Origin of the sequence: Saliniramus sp. (assembly GCF_035311605.1) — a bacterium.
Taxonomy (GTDB): domain Bacteria; phylum Pseudomonadota; class Alphaproteobacteria; order Rhizobiales; family Beijerinckiaceae; genus Saliniramus.
The window spans coordinates 1-15713 of record NZ_DATGCW010000375.1; the positions used below are offsets into that span (position 1 = coordinate 1).

At 63.1% G+C, this 15713-nt stretch carries 16 protein-coding genes; 10 read left to right on the top strand and 6 right to left on the bottom strand.

Translation table 11 applies throughout. The features are described 5' to 3' along the window. From VKP01_RS16630 to holA, 3 genes are all read left to right on the top strand, one after another. The coding region (locus tag VKP01_RS16630; protein WP_324414264.1) for a class I tRNA ligase family protein at nt 1-588 on the top strand (588 nt) is incomplete at its 5' end. Further along, nucleotides 575-1180: an LPS assembly lipoprotein LptE gene (gene lptE / locus VKP01_RS16635; RefSeq protein ID WP_324414265.1), complete on the top strand. Its 606-nt coding sequence runs from the start codon at nt 575-577 to the stop codon at nt 1178-1180. The genes VKP01_RS16630 and lptE, both read left to right, overlap by 14 nt. Beyond that, nucleotides 1180-2208: a DNA polymerase III subunit delta gene (gene holA, locus VKP01_RS16640; protein WP_324414266.1), complete on the top strand. Its 1029-nt coding sequence runs from the start codon at nt 1180-1182 to the stop codon at nt 2206-2208. Before lptE ends, holA begins: the two co-directional genes overlap by 1 nt. Nucleotides 2209-2217: 9 nt before the next feature. On the opposite strand, the gene VKP01_RS16645 is transcribed toward holA, so the two are convergent. The 5 genes from VKP01_RS16645 to VKP01_RS16665 all read right to left on the bottom strand — a co-directional run bounded on the left by VKP01_RS16645 (nt 2218) and on the right by VKP01_RS16665 (nt 7453). After that, a complete protein-coding gene (locus tag VKP01_RS16645; protein WP_324414267.1) occupies nt 2218-3114 on the bottom strand; it encodes a ParB/RepB/Spo0J family partition protein in 897 nt (298 codons plus the stop codon). Between the two features lie 114 nt (nt 3115-3228). After that, on the bottom strand, nt 3229-4110 hold the full coding sequence (locus VKP01_RS16650; RefSeq protein WP_324414268.1) for a ParA family protein: 882 nt from the start codon (nt 4108-4110) through the stop codon (nt 3229-3231). A 19-nt stretch (nt 4111-4129) separates the two neighbouring features. Further along, nucleotides 4130-4792, bottom strand: a complete 663-nt coding sequence (gene rsmG / locus VKP01_RS16655; protein WP_324414269.1) for a 16S rRNA (guanine(527)-N(7))-methyltransferase RsmG — start codon at nt 4790-4792, stop codon at nt 4130-4132. Beyond that, nucleotides 4789-6654, bottom strand: coding sequence for a tRNA uridine-5-carboxymethylaminomethyl(34) synthesis enzyme MnmG (gene mnmG / locus VKP01_RS16660; RefSeq protein ID WP_324414270.1), 1866 nt, complete (start codon nt 6652-6654; stop codon nt 4789-4791). Before mnmG ends, rsmG begins: the two co-directional genes overlap by 4 nt. Before the next feature lie 106 nt (nt 6655-6760). Then, nucleotides 6761-7453 (bottom strand): zinc metallopeptidase, encoded by a 693-nt coding sequence (locus VKP01_RS16665; RefSeq protein ID WP_324414271.1) that lies wholly within the window; start codon nt 7451-7453, stop codon nt 6761-6763. Between the two features lie 216 nt (nt 7454-7669). Here VKP01_RS16665 and VKP01_RS16670 point away from each other — a divergent pair, with 216 nt between their 5' ends. From VKP01_RS16670 to trpA, 3 genes are read left to right on the top strand one after another with little or no spacing between them, the layout of a single operon-like run. Then, nucleotides 7670-8362, top strand: coding sequence for a phosphoribosylanthranilate isomerase (locus VKP01_RS16670; RefSeq protein ID WP_324414272.1), 693 nt, complete (start codon nt 7670-7672; stop codon nt 8360-8362). Continuing rightward, nucleotides 8359-9609 carry a tryptophan synthase subunit beta gene (gene trpB, locus VKP01_RS16675; protein WP_324414273.1) on the top strand — a complete coding sequence of 417 codons (1251 nt, stop codon included), beginning with the start codon at nt 8359-8361 and terminating at the stop codon, nt 9607-9609. The genes VKP01_RS16670 and trpB overlap by 4 nt, the downstream gene beginning before the upstream one ends. Beyond that, a complete protein-coding gene (trpA, locus tag VKP01_RS16680; RefSeq protein ID WP_324414274.1) occupies nt 9606-10442 on the top strand; it encodes a tryptophan synthase subunit alpha in 837 nt (278 codons plus the stop codon). Before trpB ends, trpA begins: the two co-directional genes overlap by 4 nt. 10 nt (nt 10443-10452) lie before the next feature. On the opposite strand, the gene VKP01_RS16685 is transcribed toward trpA, so the two are convergent. Next, a complete protein-coding gene (locus tag VKP01_RS16685) occupies nt 10453-11283 on the bottom strand; it encodes a pyruvate, water dikinase regulatory protein (RefSeq protein WP_324414275.1) in 831 nt (276 codons plus the stop codon). Between the two features lie 572 nt (nt 11284-11855). Here VKP01_RS16685 and hemE point away from each other — a divergent pair. The 4 genes from hemE to mnmE all read left to right on the top strand — a co-directional run. Further along, a complete protein-coding gene (hemE, locus tag VKP01_RS16690) occupies nt 11856-12872 on the top strand; it encodes a uroporphyrinogen decarboxylase (protein ID WP_324414282.1) in 1017 nt (338 codons plus the stop codon). A 16-nt stretch (nt 12873-12888) separates the two neighbouring features. Then, nucleotides 12889-13323, top strand: coding sequence for a protoporphyrinogen oxidase HemJ (gene hemJ, locus VKP01_RS16695; RefSeq protein ID WP_324414276.1), 435 nt, complete (start codon nt 12889-12891; stop codon nt 13321-13323). Between the two features lie 219 nt (nt 13324-13542). Then, entirely contained in the window at nt 13543-14808 is a 1266-nt protein-coding gene (rho, locus tag VKP01_RS16700) for a transcription termination factor Rho (RefSeq protein ID WP_324414278.1), read from the top strand. 46 nt (nt 14809-14854) lie between these two features. Further along, nucleotides 14855-15713 (top strand): tRNA uridine-5-carboxymethylaminomethyl(34) synthesis GTPase MnmE (gene mnmE, locus VKP01_RS16705; protein ID WP_324414280.1); only part of this gene is annotated, 859 nt, incomplete at its 3' end.

Here is a 15713-nt window from a genome sequence, read left to right on the forward strand (position 1 = left end):
CGCTTCGTGCAGCGGGTCTGGCGGCTGGTGAACGATTCCGCCGCGACGGTTGCGCCCGCCACGCCTCCGCCGGATTGCGCACAGGATGCACTGGCCCTGCGCAAGGCGACACATCGCACGCTGGCAGCCGTTGGCGAAGCGATCGAGAATCTGCGGTTCAACGTCGCGGTCGCCAAGATCTACGAACTGGCCAATGCGATTTCGGCTACGGTCGCAGCCAAGCAGGGCGAGACCGCGCCGGACATGGCATTCGCCCAACGCGAAGCTCTGCAGGTGCTCGTCCAGTTGATCGCCCCGATGATGCCGCATCTCGCAGAGGAATGCTGGACGGCTCTGGGATGCGAGGGCCTCGTCGCCGAACAGAATTGGCCACTTGTCGAAGCCGCACTTTTGGTGGAAGGTTCGATCACGCTCCCCGTTCAGGTCAACGGCAAGAAGCGCGGAGACGTCACCGTGGCGCGCGATGCAGATGCAAAGAGTATTGAGGAAGCGGTACTGGCCCTTGAGGGTGTGAGGCGCGCCATGGACGGTAAGCCCGCACGCAAGGTGATCGTCGTGCCGCAGAGGATCGTCAATGTCGTCGTCTGAGAGAAACATCCGCCGCCATTCCGGACCGGTTACCGGTCTGTTCCAGCGCTGGCGGCATCTGCTGATCGGCGGTGTCGCATTGGGGCTCGCCGGTTGCTTCACGCCGGTCTATGCGCCGACGGCAAGCCTGCCGGGCGGTGTAGCGGAAGAGCTCAAGCGCATCGACGTCGGCAGCGTGCGGGTCAGCGGCGGGGACGAAGCGATGGCGCACGAATTGCGCAGCGAGCTGATCTTCGCCCTTGATGGTGAGCGAACCGAGGACCTCGAGAAGCGTTATCGGCTGACTGCGGTGGTAGCCGCGCAGCGAAGTTCGCCGATCATCAGCACCGCCACGGGACGTGCGGCTTCAGGGGCGATCAACGCGAATGTGGCCTGGCAGATCGAGGATCTGGAGACCGAGAGCATCGTGCTGACCGGTTCGCAACGGGGCGAAGCCAGCTATGATCGCACGGATCAGCGCTTCGCCGCATTGCGGGCGCGGCGCGAGGCCGAACAGCGTCTCGCTCGGCAGCTGGCGCGGCTGGTCGCAACACAGGTCGCGATCGATTTCCGCACCGGTCAGCACCAGTTGAGCCGCATTGACGACAGCTGATGGCAACCGTCAAAGCGAGTGACGCGGAACGCACTCTTGCCAATCTCAGTGCACAGGTTTCGGTCGTCCTGCTCTACGGGCCGGATTCGGGGCTGGTGAGTGAACGCGGACGACATCTGGCTGACAAGACCGCATCTGATGCGCAGGACCCGTTCCAGATGGTTCGTCTGGATGGCGATGTCATTGCCGGCGATCCCGGGCGCCTGGCTGATGAAGTCGGGACCATTACGATGTTCGGCGACCGGCGCGTGATCAGGATCCGCATCGGTAGCAAGAATCTCGCGCCAGCCGTCGAAGCCGCGCTTGCCGCAGAAGCTGGAGACACGCTCGTCATCGTCGAAGCCGGCGACCTCGCGAAATCTGCGCCCCTGCGAAGCCTCTGTGAGAAAGCGCGCAATGCACTCGCCGTACCCTGTTATCAGGATGATGCACGCGAACTCGGCCAGGTGATCGATGGCAGTTTTCGTGAAGCGGGAATCAGTGTTTCACGTGAAACGCGGCAATGGCTCGTCGATTCGCTTGGTGGCGACCGGCTGTCGACTCGGGCCGAGATCGAGAAGATCCTGCTTTACGCCTATGGGCAGGATCGGCTCGAGATCGAAGATATTCAAGCCGTATCAAGCAATGTCGCGGATCTGAAGACGGATATGCTGGTGGATGCCGCATTCTGCGGACGCATGAGCGAGGCGGACAGCACGTTTCGCCGCCTGCGCGCCGAGGGCGCCGTCGCCCATGTCCTCCTCGGCGCACTGAATCGCCACGCTGTAGCACTGCTCCCCCATGCCGAGTCTGTCGCGCATGGTAATCAACCGGGACGCGCCGTTGAGAACTGGCGTGGCTTGTTCTTCAAGCGCAAGGCAGCGGCGAAGGTACAGCTGGAAATCTGGGGCCCGAAAAGGCTCCTCTCCGCGATCGAGCGGCTTCAGGGAGCCGTTCTCGAAACGCGGCGCAATGCGGAGCTGACCGATGTTCTGACGTCCCGAGCCATCCTCGACATCGCGCGCGCGGCCCGCAGCAAACGCCGCTGAATCGAGACCTCAAACCCCTGTGGTGGCGCGAGCGGAATCGCGCAGTCGGCGGCAGAGCTGATCGAGTTGGTCGAGCGACGCATAACGGATGCGCAATTCACCGCCGCTGCCCTTGTGATCGATATTGACCGACAGGCCAAGCACATCTTCGAGGGCCTGCTCCAGGGCACGCGTATCCGGATCCTTCTCGACGCTCTTGCGCTTGCGCGGGCGCTGGCTGTTCTCGTCGCCTTCCTGGGCCAGACGCTCGACATCGCGAACATTCATGCCCTGATCACGGATCCGGCGCGCCACGGATTCCGGATTGTCGATACCCAGAAGCGCCCGCCCATGACCGGCACTGAGCTCCCCGTCTTCGAGCATCACACGGACGGGATCCGGCAGCTTCAACAGACGCAGCGTATTGGCGACATGGCTGCGGCTCTTGCCGATCACCGTGGCGAGATCCGTCTGCGAGTAGGCGAATTCATCCAGAAGCCGCTGATAACCCGCTGCTTCCTCGATCGGATTAAGGTCGGCGCGCTGGACGTTCTCGACAATGGCGAATTCCAGCGAGGTGCGATCATCCGCTTCGACGATAACGATCGGCACATCATGGAGGCCGGCGCGCTGCGCCGCGCGCCAACGCCGCTCGCCAGCGATGATCTCGAAAGCATCGGCCAGATTCGGAAGAGCTCGCACAACGATAGGCTGAATAACGCCACGCTCGCGAATTGAATTCGCGAGGTCTGCGAGGTCATCATCCGAGAAGCTCTTGCGTGGATTACGTGGGTTGGGCTTAAGGAATTCGACCGGAACGCGCTTCTGGCCACGACCCCGGTCCGTCACATTCTCCTCATCACCCACATCACCGATCAGCGCTGCGAGGCCGCGCCCCAGGCGCGCTCTTTGACCGTCTTCCGCCATGACCCAACCTCTCCTCAGACTACCCGCCCATCGCGCCGGTTGCAGATATGCCGATCAGCACGCCGCGATGCGGCTCGAAACTTCGGGCAGCATCTGCCCATTCCGCGACAATGGTTACGCTGCCTTGAGGCCGCGCTCCCGCTGTATCACTTCCGATGCCAGCCGCAGATAGGCCTGCGAACCGGCGCATTTGAGATCGTAGAGCAGAACCGGCTTGCCGTGCGACGGGGCCTCCGAGACCCTGACGTTGCGCGGGATCATCGTCTCGAAGACCTTCGAACCCATGAATTCGCGCACATCCGAGACCACCTGGCCGGAAAGATTGTTGCGCGGGTCATACATGGTGAGCACCACGCCATGGATCTCCAGCCGGGGATTGATCGCATGCTTGACCTGATCCACCGTCCGGATCAGCTGACTCAGCCCCTCCAGCGCGAAAAATTCGCATTGCAGCGGGACAAGGACCGCATCGGCTGCGGCGAGTGCGTTGATGGTGAGCAGGTTCAGCGATGGCGGACAATCGATCAGGATATAGGTGAACGGCTCCGCCCGCAGATGATCACCGAGCGCAAGCCCTTCAATGGCAAGGCGCAGCCGATGCGCGCGGTTGCGTTCCTGCGAAATCTCAAGCTCGAGGCCGAGAAGATCAAGAGTCGAGGGCGCGACATGGAGCCCGGGAACCGCCGTATCCATCACCGCACGACGCAGATCCTGCTCCCCCGAGAGCACATGATAGGTCGAGACATGGCGCATCTTGTGCTCGATGCCGAGACCCGTCGACGCATTGCCCTGGGGGTCGAGGTCGAGAATCAGCACCTTCTCGCCGATCGCGGCCAGAGCCGTGCCGAGATTGATCGCTGTCGTGGTCTTGCCGACACCGCCTTTCTGGTTGGCCAGGGCGAGGATGCGCGGCCGCGCCGTACGGCCCGGCGGTGCCAAGTCTGATGCCTCCTTGGCGGCATCGTGCAATTCAAGGTCGAGAATATCGGTGGTCATGTGGCGGATCCCGATCCTGTCAGGCCGCGCTCAGCTCCGTAATGCGCAGGATGCGCCCGCGCGGATCGCTGATGCTCGGCGAAATCTCATTGCTGAATCTCCAGTATTTGGATGATTCCGTCAATTCGATCTCGGCCCTGTCACCCTTGGGAAACAACCCGATCACACCAGTTTTCAACAGGGGAGATGTCCAATCCAGCAATTTCGGCAGTGGCGCGAGCGCGCGCGCCGTCACCACATCGACCGCCCCGGCGAAACCGGCGATCACATCTTCGATTCGCGCATTGTGCACCCGCACCGGCGCGGCCGTCAGCCGCGCAACATGGCGGATGAAGGCGCATTTGCGTGCATTGCTCTCCACGCAGTGCACCACGCATGGTGATTCGCCCGAAGCCGGAGGCGCGTGTTTCAGCATGATGGCGATGACGAGACCCGGCAATCCAGCACCGGAGCCGAGATCGAGCCAGCGCCGCGCCTCTGGGGCAAGGGCCCGCAATTGCATCGAATCAGCGATATGCCGCGTCCAGACGTCATCGAGGGTCTTGCCACCGACGAGATTTTTCGCGTTCTGCCAGCTTTGCAATTCGCTGACCAGCGTGGTGAGGTCGTCCAGTGTTTCACGTGAAACAGCCCGGGCGATGGAATCCGGAACTGACGGTATTGCCCCTGCTGAACGGCTCATTCCGCAGCGTCCTGCCCGACCCGCTGTCGGCGCGCATGGCCCGCGAGCAATGTGATCGCCGCCGGCGTCATCCCCTCCATCCTGGCCGCCTGCCCCAGCGTATGCGGCCGTACCGCTTTCAGCTTCGTCCGGAGTTCGTTCGACAGACCGGGCAGGCCGTCGAAATCGAGATCAGCGGCGAGCAGAATCCCCTCGTCACGGCGATGCGCGGCGATATCGGCGGCCTGGCGATCGAGATAGACCGCATAGGTCGCATCCGTTTCCAGCCTCGACGCGACAGATGCCGTCACCGCCGCCAGAGCTGGCCAGATCGCGGCAAGCCGCGCCCAGTCGATATCCGGATAGGACAGCAGCTGAAATGCATCCCGGCGCACGCCGTCGCGGTTCAGCGTCAAACCGGCCCGTGCCGCCTCGTTCGGCGTCAGACTATGCGCGGCGAGAAGTGCGCGGGCACCGGCCAAGGCATCCTGCCGCGCACGAAAATGCGCCGCGCGACGCTCACCGACGCAGCCGATATCCAGGCCGCGTGCAGTCAGCCGCTCATCGGCATTGTCGATGCGCAGGCTCAGACGATATTCGGAGCGCGAGGTGAACATGCGATAGGGCTCGCTGACGCCGCGCGTCACCAGATCGTCGATCAGGACCCCGATATAGGATTCGGCCCGATCAAAGATCACCCCGGCGCTGCCACCGGCACGGCGCGCGGCGTTGAGCCCGGCAACCAGCCCCTGCGCTGCGGCTTCCTCATAGCCGGTCGTCCCGTTGATCTGCCCAGCGAGGAACAGCCCGGCGATAACCCGGCTCTCCAGAGTGGGCCCGAGATTGCGCGGGTCGACGTAATCATATTCGATCGCATAGCCCGGCTTGAGCATCACGGCGCGTTCGAGACCGGGAATCCCCTGCAGGATGCCCGCTTGCACCTCTTCCGGAAGCGATGTCGAAATCCCGTTGGGATAGACGGTGGTGTCGTCCAGCCCTTCCGGTTCGAGGAAGATCTGATGCGCCGAGCGGTCGGCGAAGCGCACCACCTTGTCTTCGATCGAGGGGCAATAGCGCGGCCCCGTTCCGGAAATGTCGCCGGAATACATCGGGGCGCGATGCAGATTGGCGCGGATCAGGTCATGCGCCTTCCCGGTCGTGCGGGTGATGCCGCAGGAGACCTGTGGCGTGGTGATCCGCTCGGTGAGATCCGAAAACGGCACCGGATCGTTATCGGCCTCCTGGATATCGACGCCGGCCCAATCAATACTGCGCCCGTCGAGACGCGGCGGGGTCCCTGTCTTGAGACGCCCCAGATCGAAGCCGAACCGGTCCAGCGTGGCAGACAGACCCATTGCCGGCGCCTCGCCGGCACGACCGGCGGGAATCTTGCGCTCACCGATATGGATCAGCCCGCGCAGGAAGGTCCCGGTGGTGATCACCACGGCACCGGTCGGCAGGATCCTCCCGTCAGCGAGCTTGAGGGCTGCTACGCGACCATCCCGGACATCGATATCGTCGGCCTCGCCTTCAATCACGGTCAGGCCCGGAATCGCGGTGATCTCCGCCTGCATGGCGCGGGCATAGAGCTTGCGATCGGCCTGGCTGCGCGGCCCGCGCACCGCCGGACCCTTGCGGCGGTTGAGCAGGCGGAACTGGATCCCCGCCTGATCGGCGATCCGCCCCATCAGCCCGTCCAGCGCGTCGATCTCGCGCACGAGATGCCCCTTGCCGAGACCACCGATCGCCGGATTGCACGACATCGCCCCGATCGTGTCGCGGCGATGGGTGACGAGCGCGGTGCGGGCGCCGAGCCGGGCGGCAGAAGCCGCCGCTTCCGTGCCGGCATGGCCACCCCCCACGACGATGACGTCATAATCCATGGTCGAGCTCCGCTCTGTCCTGCTCTGGCTCACGGGAACGCCCCGTGGATACAGGAAAACGCCCCGATTTCAAAGGCTTTCCGCGTCGACGGCTGCAGGGATCCGCTCAGAAGCGCAGAACCCGCAGCAGCCGTGCCACATCGAGAAGCGCAACCAGGGCCGAAGCGATATAGGTGTAAGCCGCAGCGCGCAAAACGGAGCGCGCTCCGGGGAGGTCGCGCTGCTTCAGATAGCCGCCCTTTTCCAGGATGGGCAGCGCGCGGTTGAAGCTTGCATCCATCTCCACGGGAAGGGTGAGGATATGGATCAGCACCCGCGAGCCGAGCAGCGCCACCACGACACCGATCTGCAGGAGGATGAGAACGGGTGATTTCACCAGAATCGCCACGATTGGTGCGAGCGCGAGAATGATCGCGGCGGCGACTTCAATGGCGCGGACCGAACCGGCGAGCCGCACGCGTGTGGTCAGGAGCGTATTGCCGTCGGCATGCTGCATCGCGTGGGAGGATTCATGCGCAGCGACGGCCACCGCAGTCACCGAACGACCGTCATAATTATCCGGCGAAAGCCGCACCACGCGCTCGATCGGATCGTAATGATCGGCCCCCGGCTGGGCGAGTTCGACGCGCACGTCCCGCAAACCGGCGAGATCAAGCAGATGCCGGGCAAGCTCGCCCCCTGTCCCGGGAAAATCCTCACGTTCGGCGGCATGCTTGCGCATCGAGGCGCGGACCCACCATTGCGGCAGGAAGACGAGCGCGAGGAAGAGGGCGGCGATGGTGATCAGGATCAGCGGCATGATAGTCTACAAATAGGTGAGGGACAGATGAAAGCGAAGGCCGTATCTGTGCCGGGCATGGCGGAAAAACGCCGCAGGGAAGCGCGAAGTGTCGGCTGACGGCTTTCCTTCGGTCCCGGATTTCACATATACCGGGCAGTGGTCGCTATCGGATGGCGATAGATACTTTTGCTGCGGCGGCAAAAGCGGTATCCGACCAAGCGAAGGCGGGGCGCGATGAACAGTGAGATCAAGATCTGCGGTTTACGTGATGCGCCGGCGCTTGATGCCGCGCTCGATGCCGGTACGGATATGGTCGGCTTCGTGCAGTTTCCCAAAAGTCCCCGCCATATCGCGCTCGACATGGCAGGGCCGCTGTCGCGACGCGCAGCCGGGAAAGCGCTGCGGGTCGCCCTCGCGGTTGATCCCGATGACGCTACGTTGGAGGCGATCCTCGCCGCCATCGATCCCGAGTTCCTGCAGTTGCACGGGCGCGAGACGCCGCAGCGGGTCGCCGCGATCAGGCATCGTTTCGGCGTCAAGGTGATGAAGGCAATCGGCATTGCCGATGCGACGGATCTCGCGCAGATCGGCGCTTACCGCGCCTGCTGTGATCGCATCCTCGTCGATGCCAAGCCACCGGCGACGCCGGAAGCCCTGCCCGGCGGCAACGGTCTCACCTTCGACTGGCGGCTGATCGCCGGGCTCGACGACAGGGCCGGTCTGATGTTGTCAGGCGGCTTGAATCCGGCCAATGTCGGCAACGCGATCGCCCTGACCGGGGTGGATGCGGTGGATGTCTCCTCAGGCGTGGAGCGCGCGCCCGGCGAGAAGGACCCGCAACGCATTACACAATTCATCGAGGCCGCCCGCGCGGCCTTCCGGCAGCGCGCGGCGCCGTCGGCGAACGAGAAGGCGAAATCGGCGTGAACGCACCGCAGACCCCCAATTCCTTCCGCAACGGCCCGGACGAGACCGGTCATTTCGGACGTTTCGGCGGCCGTTTCGTCGCAGAGACGTTGATGCCCAATATCCTCGAATTGCAGGAAGCCTATGAAGCGGCAAAAGCCGACCCGGCCTTCGCAAAAGAGATGGAGGGCTATCTCAAGCATTATGTCGGGCGGCCCAGCCCGCTCTATTATGCCGAGCGGTTCACCGAGCATCTGCGCGCGAAAGCGAAAGCAGCGGGCAAGAGCGGCGGCGCCAAGGTCTATCTCAAGCGCGACGAGCTCAACCATACCGGTGCGCACAAGGTCAACAATGTCCTCGGTCAGATCCTGCTGGCCATGCGCATGGGCAAGAAGCGGATCATCGCCGAAACCGGCGCCGGCCAGCACGGCGTGGCGACGGCGACGCTCTGTGCGCGTTTCGGGCTCGATTGCGTCGTCTATATGGGCGCCGTCGATGTCGAGCGGCAGCGTCCGAACGTGTTTCGCATGAACATGCTCGGTGCCGAGGTCGTGCCGGTGCAATCAGGCTCGAAGACACTCAAGGACGCAATGAACGAGGCCCTGCGCGACTGGGTCACGAATGTGGATACGACGTTCTACTGCATCGGCACGGTGGCGGGCCCGCATCCCTATCCCGCCATGGTGCGCGATTTCCAGGCGGTGATCGGCACCGAGGCGAAGGCGCAGATGCTCGAAGCCGAGGGGCGCCTGCCGGATTCGCTGATCGCGGCGATCGGCGGCGGCTCGAACGCCATCGGGCTGTTCCATCCCTTCCTGGATGATGCCTCGGTCGAGATCTACGGCGTCGAGGCTGCAGGTCACGGGGTCGAGAGCGGCGAGCATGCCGCTTCGCTCTCCGGCGGCAAGCCCGGCGTCCTGCACGGCAACCGCACCTACCTCCTGATGAACGGTGACGGCCAGATCACCGATGCACATTCGATCTCGGCGGGCCTCGATTATCCCGGAATCGGCCCCGAGCATTCCTGGCTGCACGAGTCGGGGCGGGTGAAATATATCCACGCCACCGACAAGGAGGCGCTGGACGCCTTCCAGCTGATGTCGAAGCTCGAGGGCATCATCCCCGCGCTGGAGCCCTCCCACGCCATCGCCAAAGCCGGCGAAATCGCCATGGACAAACCGCAGGACCATCTGATGATCATTAATCTTTGTGGGCGCGGCGACAAGGACATCTTCACCGTGGCCGAGCATCTGGGGGAAGGCTTGTGAGCAGCCGCATCGAAAACCGTTTCGCGCAATGCCGCGCCGAGGGGCGCGCGGCGCTCGTGACCTATGTCATGGCCGGCGACCCCGATCCCGAAACCTCACTCGCGGTGATGCGGGCCCTGCCGAGGGCCGGAGCGGATATCGTCGAGTTCGGCATGCCCTTCACCGATCCCATGGCCGACGGGCCGGCGATCCAGGCTTCGGGCCTGCGGGCACTGAAAGCCGGCCAGGATACGGTGAAGACACTCGATCTCGTGCGCCGCTTCCGCGAGGAGGATGCCGAAACGCCGGTCATCCTGATGGGCTATTTCAACCCGGTCGAGCAATACGGCGTCACGCGCTTCATCGATGACGCAAAAGCTGCCGGCGTCGACGGGCTGATCATCGTCGATCTGCCGCCGGAAGAAGACGGCGAATTGTGCATCCCGGCGCTTGAAGCCGGGCTCGCCTTCATCCGGCTGGCCACCCCCACCACCGATGACAAGCGCCTGCCAGCCGTGCTCAAACATACCGGCGGCTTTGTCTATTACGTCTCGATCACCGGCATTACCGGCGCGGCGACACCTGATTTCGACAAGGTTTCCGGCGCGGTGGGGCGAATCAAGCGCCATACCGATCTGCCGGTCGTGGTCGGTTTCGGCGTCAAGAATGGCGATCACGCCGAATCGATCGCGCGCGGGGCTGACGGCGTCGTGGTGGGCTCCGCCCTGATCGCGGCGCTCAAGGCGACCTATGACGCGCAGGGCCGCGCCACTGCGCAGAGCATTCCGGCCGTCGAGGCACTGGTGCGCGATCTCGCCGCCGGCGTGCGTCGCGCGGCCCGGCAGTCGGCCTGAAGCGATCCCTTCAGGTCGCGATGAATTTCATCTTGTGGGCGCGGTAGTGATCGATGATCGCAGCTGCCGTCTCCTCGATGGAGCGGCGCGTCACATCGATCATCGGCCAGCGATTGCGTGTGAAAAGACGTTTTGAAAAGGCGATCTCCTCGGCCACCGCCGCACGATCGGTGTAATCCGTCTTCTCGGAGGCATGCAGGCTGAGGATGCGGTTCTCACGGATCTGAACGATGCGCTCCGGCGAGGCGATCAGCCCGATCATCAGCGGCTTCTTCGCAGTCTCGACATGAGGCGGCAGGGGTATGCCCGGCACCAGCGGGATATTCGCGGTCTTTAGCCCACGATTGGCGAGATAGATGGCCGTCGGCGTCTTCGAGGTGCGGCTGACGCCGAAGAGCAGCACATCCGCCTCCTCGATATCGTCGGGCAATTGCCCGTCATCATGCATCAGCGTGAAATTCATCGCATCGATACGCTTGAAGTAATCCGCATTGAGCATGTGTTGGGCCCCGGGCCGGGCCGTCGAATCGGCGCCGAGATAGGCCTTGAACAGGCTGTGCACGGGTGAGAGCACCGCCAGGCACGGCGAGCCGGTGTCGCGGCAGGCCGCTTCGAGCCGCTCCGAGAGCTCGCTTTCCACCAGCGTATAGAGCACGATCCCCGGCGCCGCCTCGATCTCCGCGATGACACGGTCGAGCTGCTGCGGTGAGCGCACCAGCGGATAGACATGCTCGATCGCGGAAACGCCTTCATATTGCGCCGTCGCGGCACGGGCAACCGTGATCAGGGTCTCGCCGGTCGAGTCGGAAACGAGATGAAGGTGAAAGAAGCTGCGTCCCATTTTTCGCCCCCGCATGCATGTACCCGCCCGTCGCGATCGCTGCCGCAAGGCGCGAATCACCTGATCATGCATTCCACGAGCCGGGTTTTCCCGCAAGCACCGCGCGTCCTGTGGATGGATTCGGAGAGGGAGAGGTCGCTCCCCGGCAGGCTGCGCGAGTCGGGGATGATCATCAACAATCGCGACTCCGTGGAAGCCGGAATCGACCCGGATGGGGGAATCGGGCGAATCGTGATTCGACCCGGGCTGATACGGGTGGCGGATTGACGCGTTAACGCTTTGTTAAGGAATGGATTCGTTAATCAATCCTTAACGAATTCCGCCACTTTCGATCCTCCACAACCCTTCCCATCCAGCTGTGGACGAGCTGTGGACGGTTTTGTGTGGGCGGAATCGGCCTGCCAAGGAAAAACCAATAAAGATTCCATATTCAAATTTGTTTTTTTGATTCCGGATCAAGGCGTTGATCGCAACGCCTTCGGGTCTTATCGAAGATGAATGACAAGCGTCGCTTGGCGACGCATCGCGAGGGAGTGACGCTGTTGAGCGAGACGACGCAAAGCCGGGCGATCATGCGGGTTCTCGATGGCGAAGCAATCTGGCCGCCACCGATCTGGGTGATGCGCCAGGCCGGGCGCTATCTGCCGGAATACCGTGCCAAGCGTGCGGAGGCCGGCGGCTTTCTCGACATGTGCTACAATCCGGATTTTGCCGTTGAGGTGACGCTCCAGCCGATCCGGCGCTACGGGTTCGATGCAGCGATCATGTTTTCCGACATCCTCGTCGTGCCGCATGCGCTCGGCCAGAATCTCTGGTTCGCCGAGGGTGAGGGGCCACGTCTCGATCCGGTGACGACGCGCGAAGATCTTGCGAAGCTGCGCCAGCGTGACCCGGCCGAGCATCTCGCGCCGGTCTTCGAGACCCTGCGGCGGCTGCGCCGGGAATTGCCGGCCGAGACAACGCTACTCGGTTTCTGCGGAGCACCCTGGACCGTGGCGAGCTACATGATTGCGGGCAAGAGCACCCCGGATCAGGCGCCGGCGCGCATCGCCGCCTATCGCGATCCGGAATTCATGGCTGCACTGATCGACATGCTGGTCGAGACCTCGATCGATTATCTGACCGCCCAGGTCGATGCCGGGGCCGATGCGATCCAGCTCTTCGAGAGTTTCGGTGCCGCGCTCTCGGCGCCGCTTCTGGAGCCGCTTTCGCTCATGCCCATGCGCCGGATCGTTGAGGGGCTGAAGGCCCGGCGTCCGCAGGCACGGGTCATCGTTTTCCTGCGCGGAGGCGGGCCCAATCTCGCCAAACTCGTGGAAGCGGGCTTTGCCGATGCCATCGCGCTGGACTGGTCGCTGGATCTGACCCGGGTGCTGCCAACGCTGCCGGTGACGCTCCCGACCCAGGGCAATCTCGATCCGCTGGCGCTGGTGGCTGGCGGCAAGGCCCTGGATGAGGGGGTGGATGCAGTGCTTGCCGCTGCGCGCGGGCGCCCGCATATCTTCAATCTCGGCCATGGTATCGTGCCGCAGACGCCTGTGGAACACGTCGCGCAGATGATCGCGCGCGTGCGTGCGGCGCAAGGCTGAGGATCAGGTAACGGCGATGAGTGATCCTTATCTGTGGCTGAAATTCGTCCATATCCTCGCCATCATTTCCTGGATGGCTGGCCTGCTCTATCTGCCACGTCTTTTCGTCTACCATGTCGATGCGGAAATCGGGTCGCGCCAATCCGAGACCTTCAAGGTGATGGAACGGCGGCTGATGAAGGCCATCACCACGCCGGCCATGATCGTCAGCGTGATCACCGGGTTGTGGCTGGGCTTCATGGCCGGCTGGTGGTCTTCCGGCTGGCTGCATGCAAAGACGCTGCTTGTCGTGCTTCTGCTGGCGAGCCATGTCTATCTGGCGCGGGTGGTGAAAATCTTCGCCCGCGACGCCAATACCCGCCCGGGCCGCTGGTACCGCATCATCAACGAAGTGCCGACCGTTTTGATGATCGGGATCGTCTTCTTCGTTGTGATGAAGCCTTTCGGCTGAGCCGTTGACGGCCGCGTGTGATTTTTTCTTGTGATCTGCGCCAAAAGGGTTTAAGCATCGCCAATCTTCCCTGATAGACAGGTTGCGTTGCCTCGCCTTGATGGAACCCGCCCATAGCGGCAGGTCCTGGACCCGGCGAAAAATTCCCCCGCAAGGCAGAATGTCGGACGGTTCCCCACCGTTACAGCTTTTCTCCAAACTGATCGAGAGTGTTCCCCGATGAGGGAAATCAAACTACAGGATTTGAAGATCAAATCCGCGACCGAGCTGACATCCTTCGCAGAAGAGCTCGAAGTCGAGAATGCGAGCACCATGCGCCGTCAGGAGCTGATGTTCGCCATCCTCAAGCAACTTGCCACCCGCGACGTCGAGATCATCGGCGAGGGTGTCGTCGAAGTGCTTCAGGACGGCTTCGGTTTTCTGCGCTCTGCCGAATCGAATTACCTGCCCGGCCCGGATGACATCTACATCTCCCCCTCGCAGATCCGCCGTTTCGGTTTGCGCACGGGCGATACGGTCGAGGGGCCGATCCGAGGTCCGAAGGAGGGCGAGCGCTATTTCGCGCTGCTCAAGGTCAGCACCGTCAATTTCGAGGATCCGGACAAGGTCCGCCACAAGGTCCATTTTGACAATCTCACGCCGCTCTATCCCGATGAGCGCCTCAAGCTCGAGATCGAGGATCCCACGCGCAAGGACTACTCTGCGCGCATCATCGATATCGTTTCGCCGATCGGCAAGGGTCAGCGCGGCCTGATCGTCGCGCCGCCGCGTACCGGCAAGACCGTGCTCTTGCAGAATGTCGCGCAATCGATCACCAGCAATCACCCCGAATGCTATCTGATCGTGCTTCTGATCGACGAGCGTCCCGAGGAAGTCACCGATATGGAACGCTCGGTGAAGGGTGAGGTGATCGCCTCGACCTTCGACGAGCCGGCCACACGTCACGTCCAGGTGGCGGAGATGGTGATCGAGAAGGCCAAGCGCCTCGTCGAGCATGGCCGTGACGTGGTTATCCTGCTCGATTCCATCACGCGTCTGGGCCGCGCCTACAACACCGTGGTTCCCTCCTCCGTCAAGGTGCTGACCGGCGGTGTCGATGCCAATGCCCTGCAGCGCCCCAAGCGCTTCTTCGGTGCCGCGCGCAATATCGAGGAAGGCGGCTCGCTGACCATCATCGCGACCGCGCTGATCGATACCGGTTCGCGCATGGACGAGGTGATCTTCGAGGAGTTCAAGGGTACTGGCAACAGCGAGATCATTCTCGACCGCAAGGTCTCCGACAAGCGCGTCTTCCCGGCTCTGGACATCACCCGCTCCGGCACCCGCAAGGAAGAGCTGCTGGTGGATCCGCAAGTGCTCAAGAAAATGTATGTGCTGCGGCGTATCCTCAATCCGATGGGTACGGTCGATGCGGCGGAATTTCTCCTGGACAAGCTTCGTGCGACCAAGAGCAATTCGGATTTCTTCGATTCGATGAACACCTGACGGGCCGCAGCAGCGGTCCGTGTGAGAATGCTCCCTGATAACGCGCATGGCCGAACCCGTATCAGGCGACGACACCATTTTCGCTCCAGCCTCCGGGTTCGGGCGCGCCGGCATCTGTGTGATCCGGATTTCCGGATTGCAGACGCAGGTCGTGCTTGAAGTGATCGCCGGTGAGGTTCCGGCAGCGCGGATGATGCGGCTGCGCGAGTTGCGCAATCCCGATGACGGCGCGACGCTCGACCAGGCACTGGTCGTCTTCTTCCCTGGCCCGACTTCGTTTACGGGTGAGGATGTCGCGGAACTGCATATTCATGGCGGTCTTGCTGTTCGTCAGGCCGTGCTCGCTGCTCTGTCGCAGATTGCCGGATGCCGCCTAGCGGAGGCCGGCGAATTCACCCGCCGCGCCTTCCTGAACGGGCGCATGGACCTCTCCGAGGTCGAGGGGCTCGCCGATCTTATCGATGCGGAGACCGAGTTCCAGCGCCGTCAGGCCTTGCGGCAGCTCGAAGGTGGGCTCGGCGGCGAGGCGGAACGCTGGCGCGAGGAAGCAATCGCATGTCAGGCGCTGCTCGAAGGTGCCCTCGATTTTGCTGATGAAGGGGATATTCCCGACCGCCTGGAGAATGAAGCGCAAGCGAAAGCGCTGAAGCTCTTGCAAACGCTCGAAGAGCATTTGCGCGATGCCAAGCGCGGCGAGCGGTTGCGTGAAGGGTTCCACGTGGTTCTTGCCGGCCCGCCCAATGCGGGCAAGTCAACACTGCTGAACGCGCTCGCGCGCCGCGACGTCGCCATCGTCTCTCCGATTGCCGGCACCACGCGCGACGTGATCGAAGTGCGCTGCGACCTGGACGGCCTGCCGGTGACCATTGTTGATACGGCGGGGTTGCGCGAAGCAGGGGACCTGA

What these genes read in the sequence shown, in the direction of transcription:
- mnmG (WP_324414270.1), bottom strand. Translation starts at nt 6,654, where the DNA reads ATGGATTATGACGTCATCGTCGTGGGGGGTGGCCATGCCGGCACGGAA.
- holA (WP_324414266.1), top strand. Translation starts at nt 1,180, where the DNA reads ATGGCAACCGTCAAAGCGAGTGACGCGGAACGCACTCTTGCCAATCTC.
- rho (WP_324414278.1), top strand. Translation starts at nt 13,543, where the DNA reads ATGAGGGAAATCAAACTACAGGATTTGAAGATCAAATCCGCGACCGAG.
- rsmG (WP_324414269.1), bottom strand. Translation starts at nt 4,792, where the DNA reads ATGAGCCGTTCAGCAGGGGCAATACCGTCAGTTCCGGATTCCATCGCC.
- lptE (WP_324414265.1), top strand. Translation starts at nt 575, where the DNA reads ATGTCGTCGTCTGAGAGAAACATCCGCCGCCATTCCGGACCGGTTACC.
- VKP01_RS16685 (WP_324414275.1), bottom strand. Translation starts at nt 11,283, where the DNA reads ATGGGACGCAGCTTCTTTCACCTTCATCTCGTTTCCGACTCGACCGGC.
- hemJ (WP_324414276.1), top strand. Translation starts at nt 12,889, where the DNA reads ATGAGTGATCCTTATCTGTGGCTGAAATTCGTCCATATCCTCGCCATC.
- VKP01_RS16650 (WP_324414268.1), bottom strand. Translation starts at nt 4,110, where the DNA reads ATGACCACCGATATTCTCGACCTTGAATTGCACGATGCCGCCAAGGAG.
- VKP01_RS16645 (WP_324414267.1), bottom strand. Translation starts at nt 3,114, where the DNA reads ATGGCGGAAGACGGTCAAAGAGCGCGCCTGGGGCGCGGCCTCGCAGCG.
- VKP01_RS16665 (WP_324414271.1), bottom strand. Translation starts at nt 7,453, where the DNA reads ATGCCGCTGATCCTGATCACCATCGCCGCCCTCTTCCTCGCGCTCGTC.
- VKP01_RS16670 (WP_324414272.1), top strand. Translation starts at nt 7,670, where the DNA reads ATGAACAGTGAGATCAAGATCTGCGGTTTACGTGATGCGCCGGCGCTT.
- hemE (WP_324414282.1), top strand. Translation starts at nt 11,856, where the DNA reads ATGCGGGTTCTCGATGGCGAAGCAATCTGGCCGCCACCGATCTGGGTG.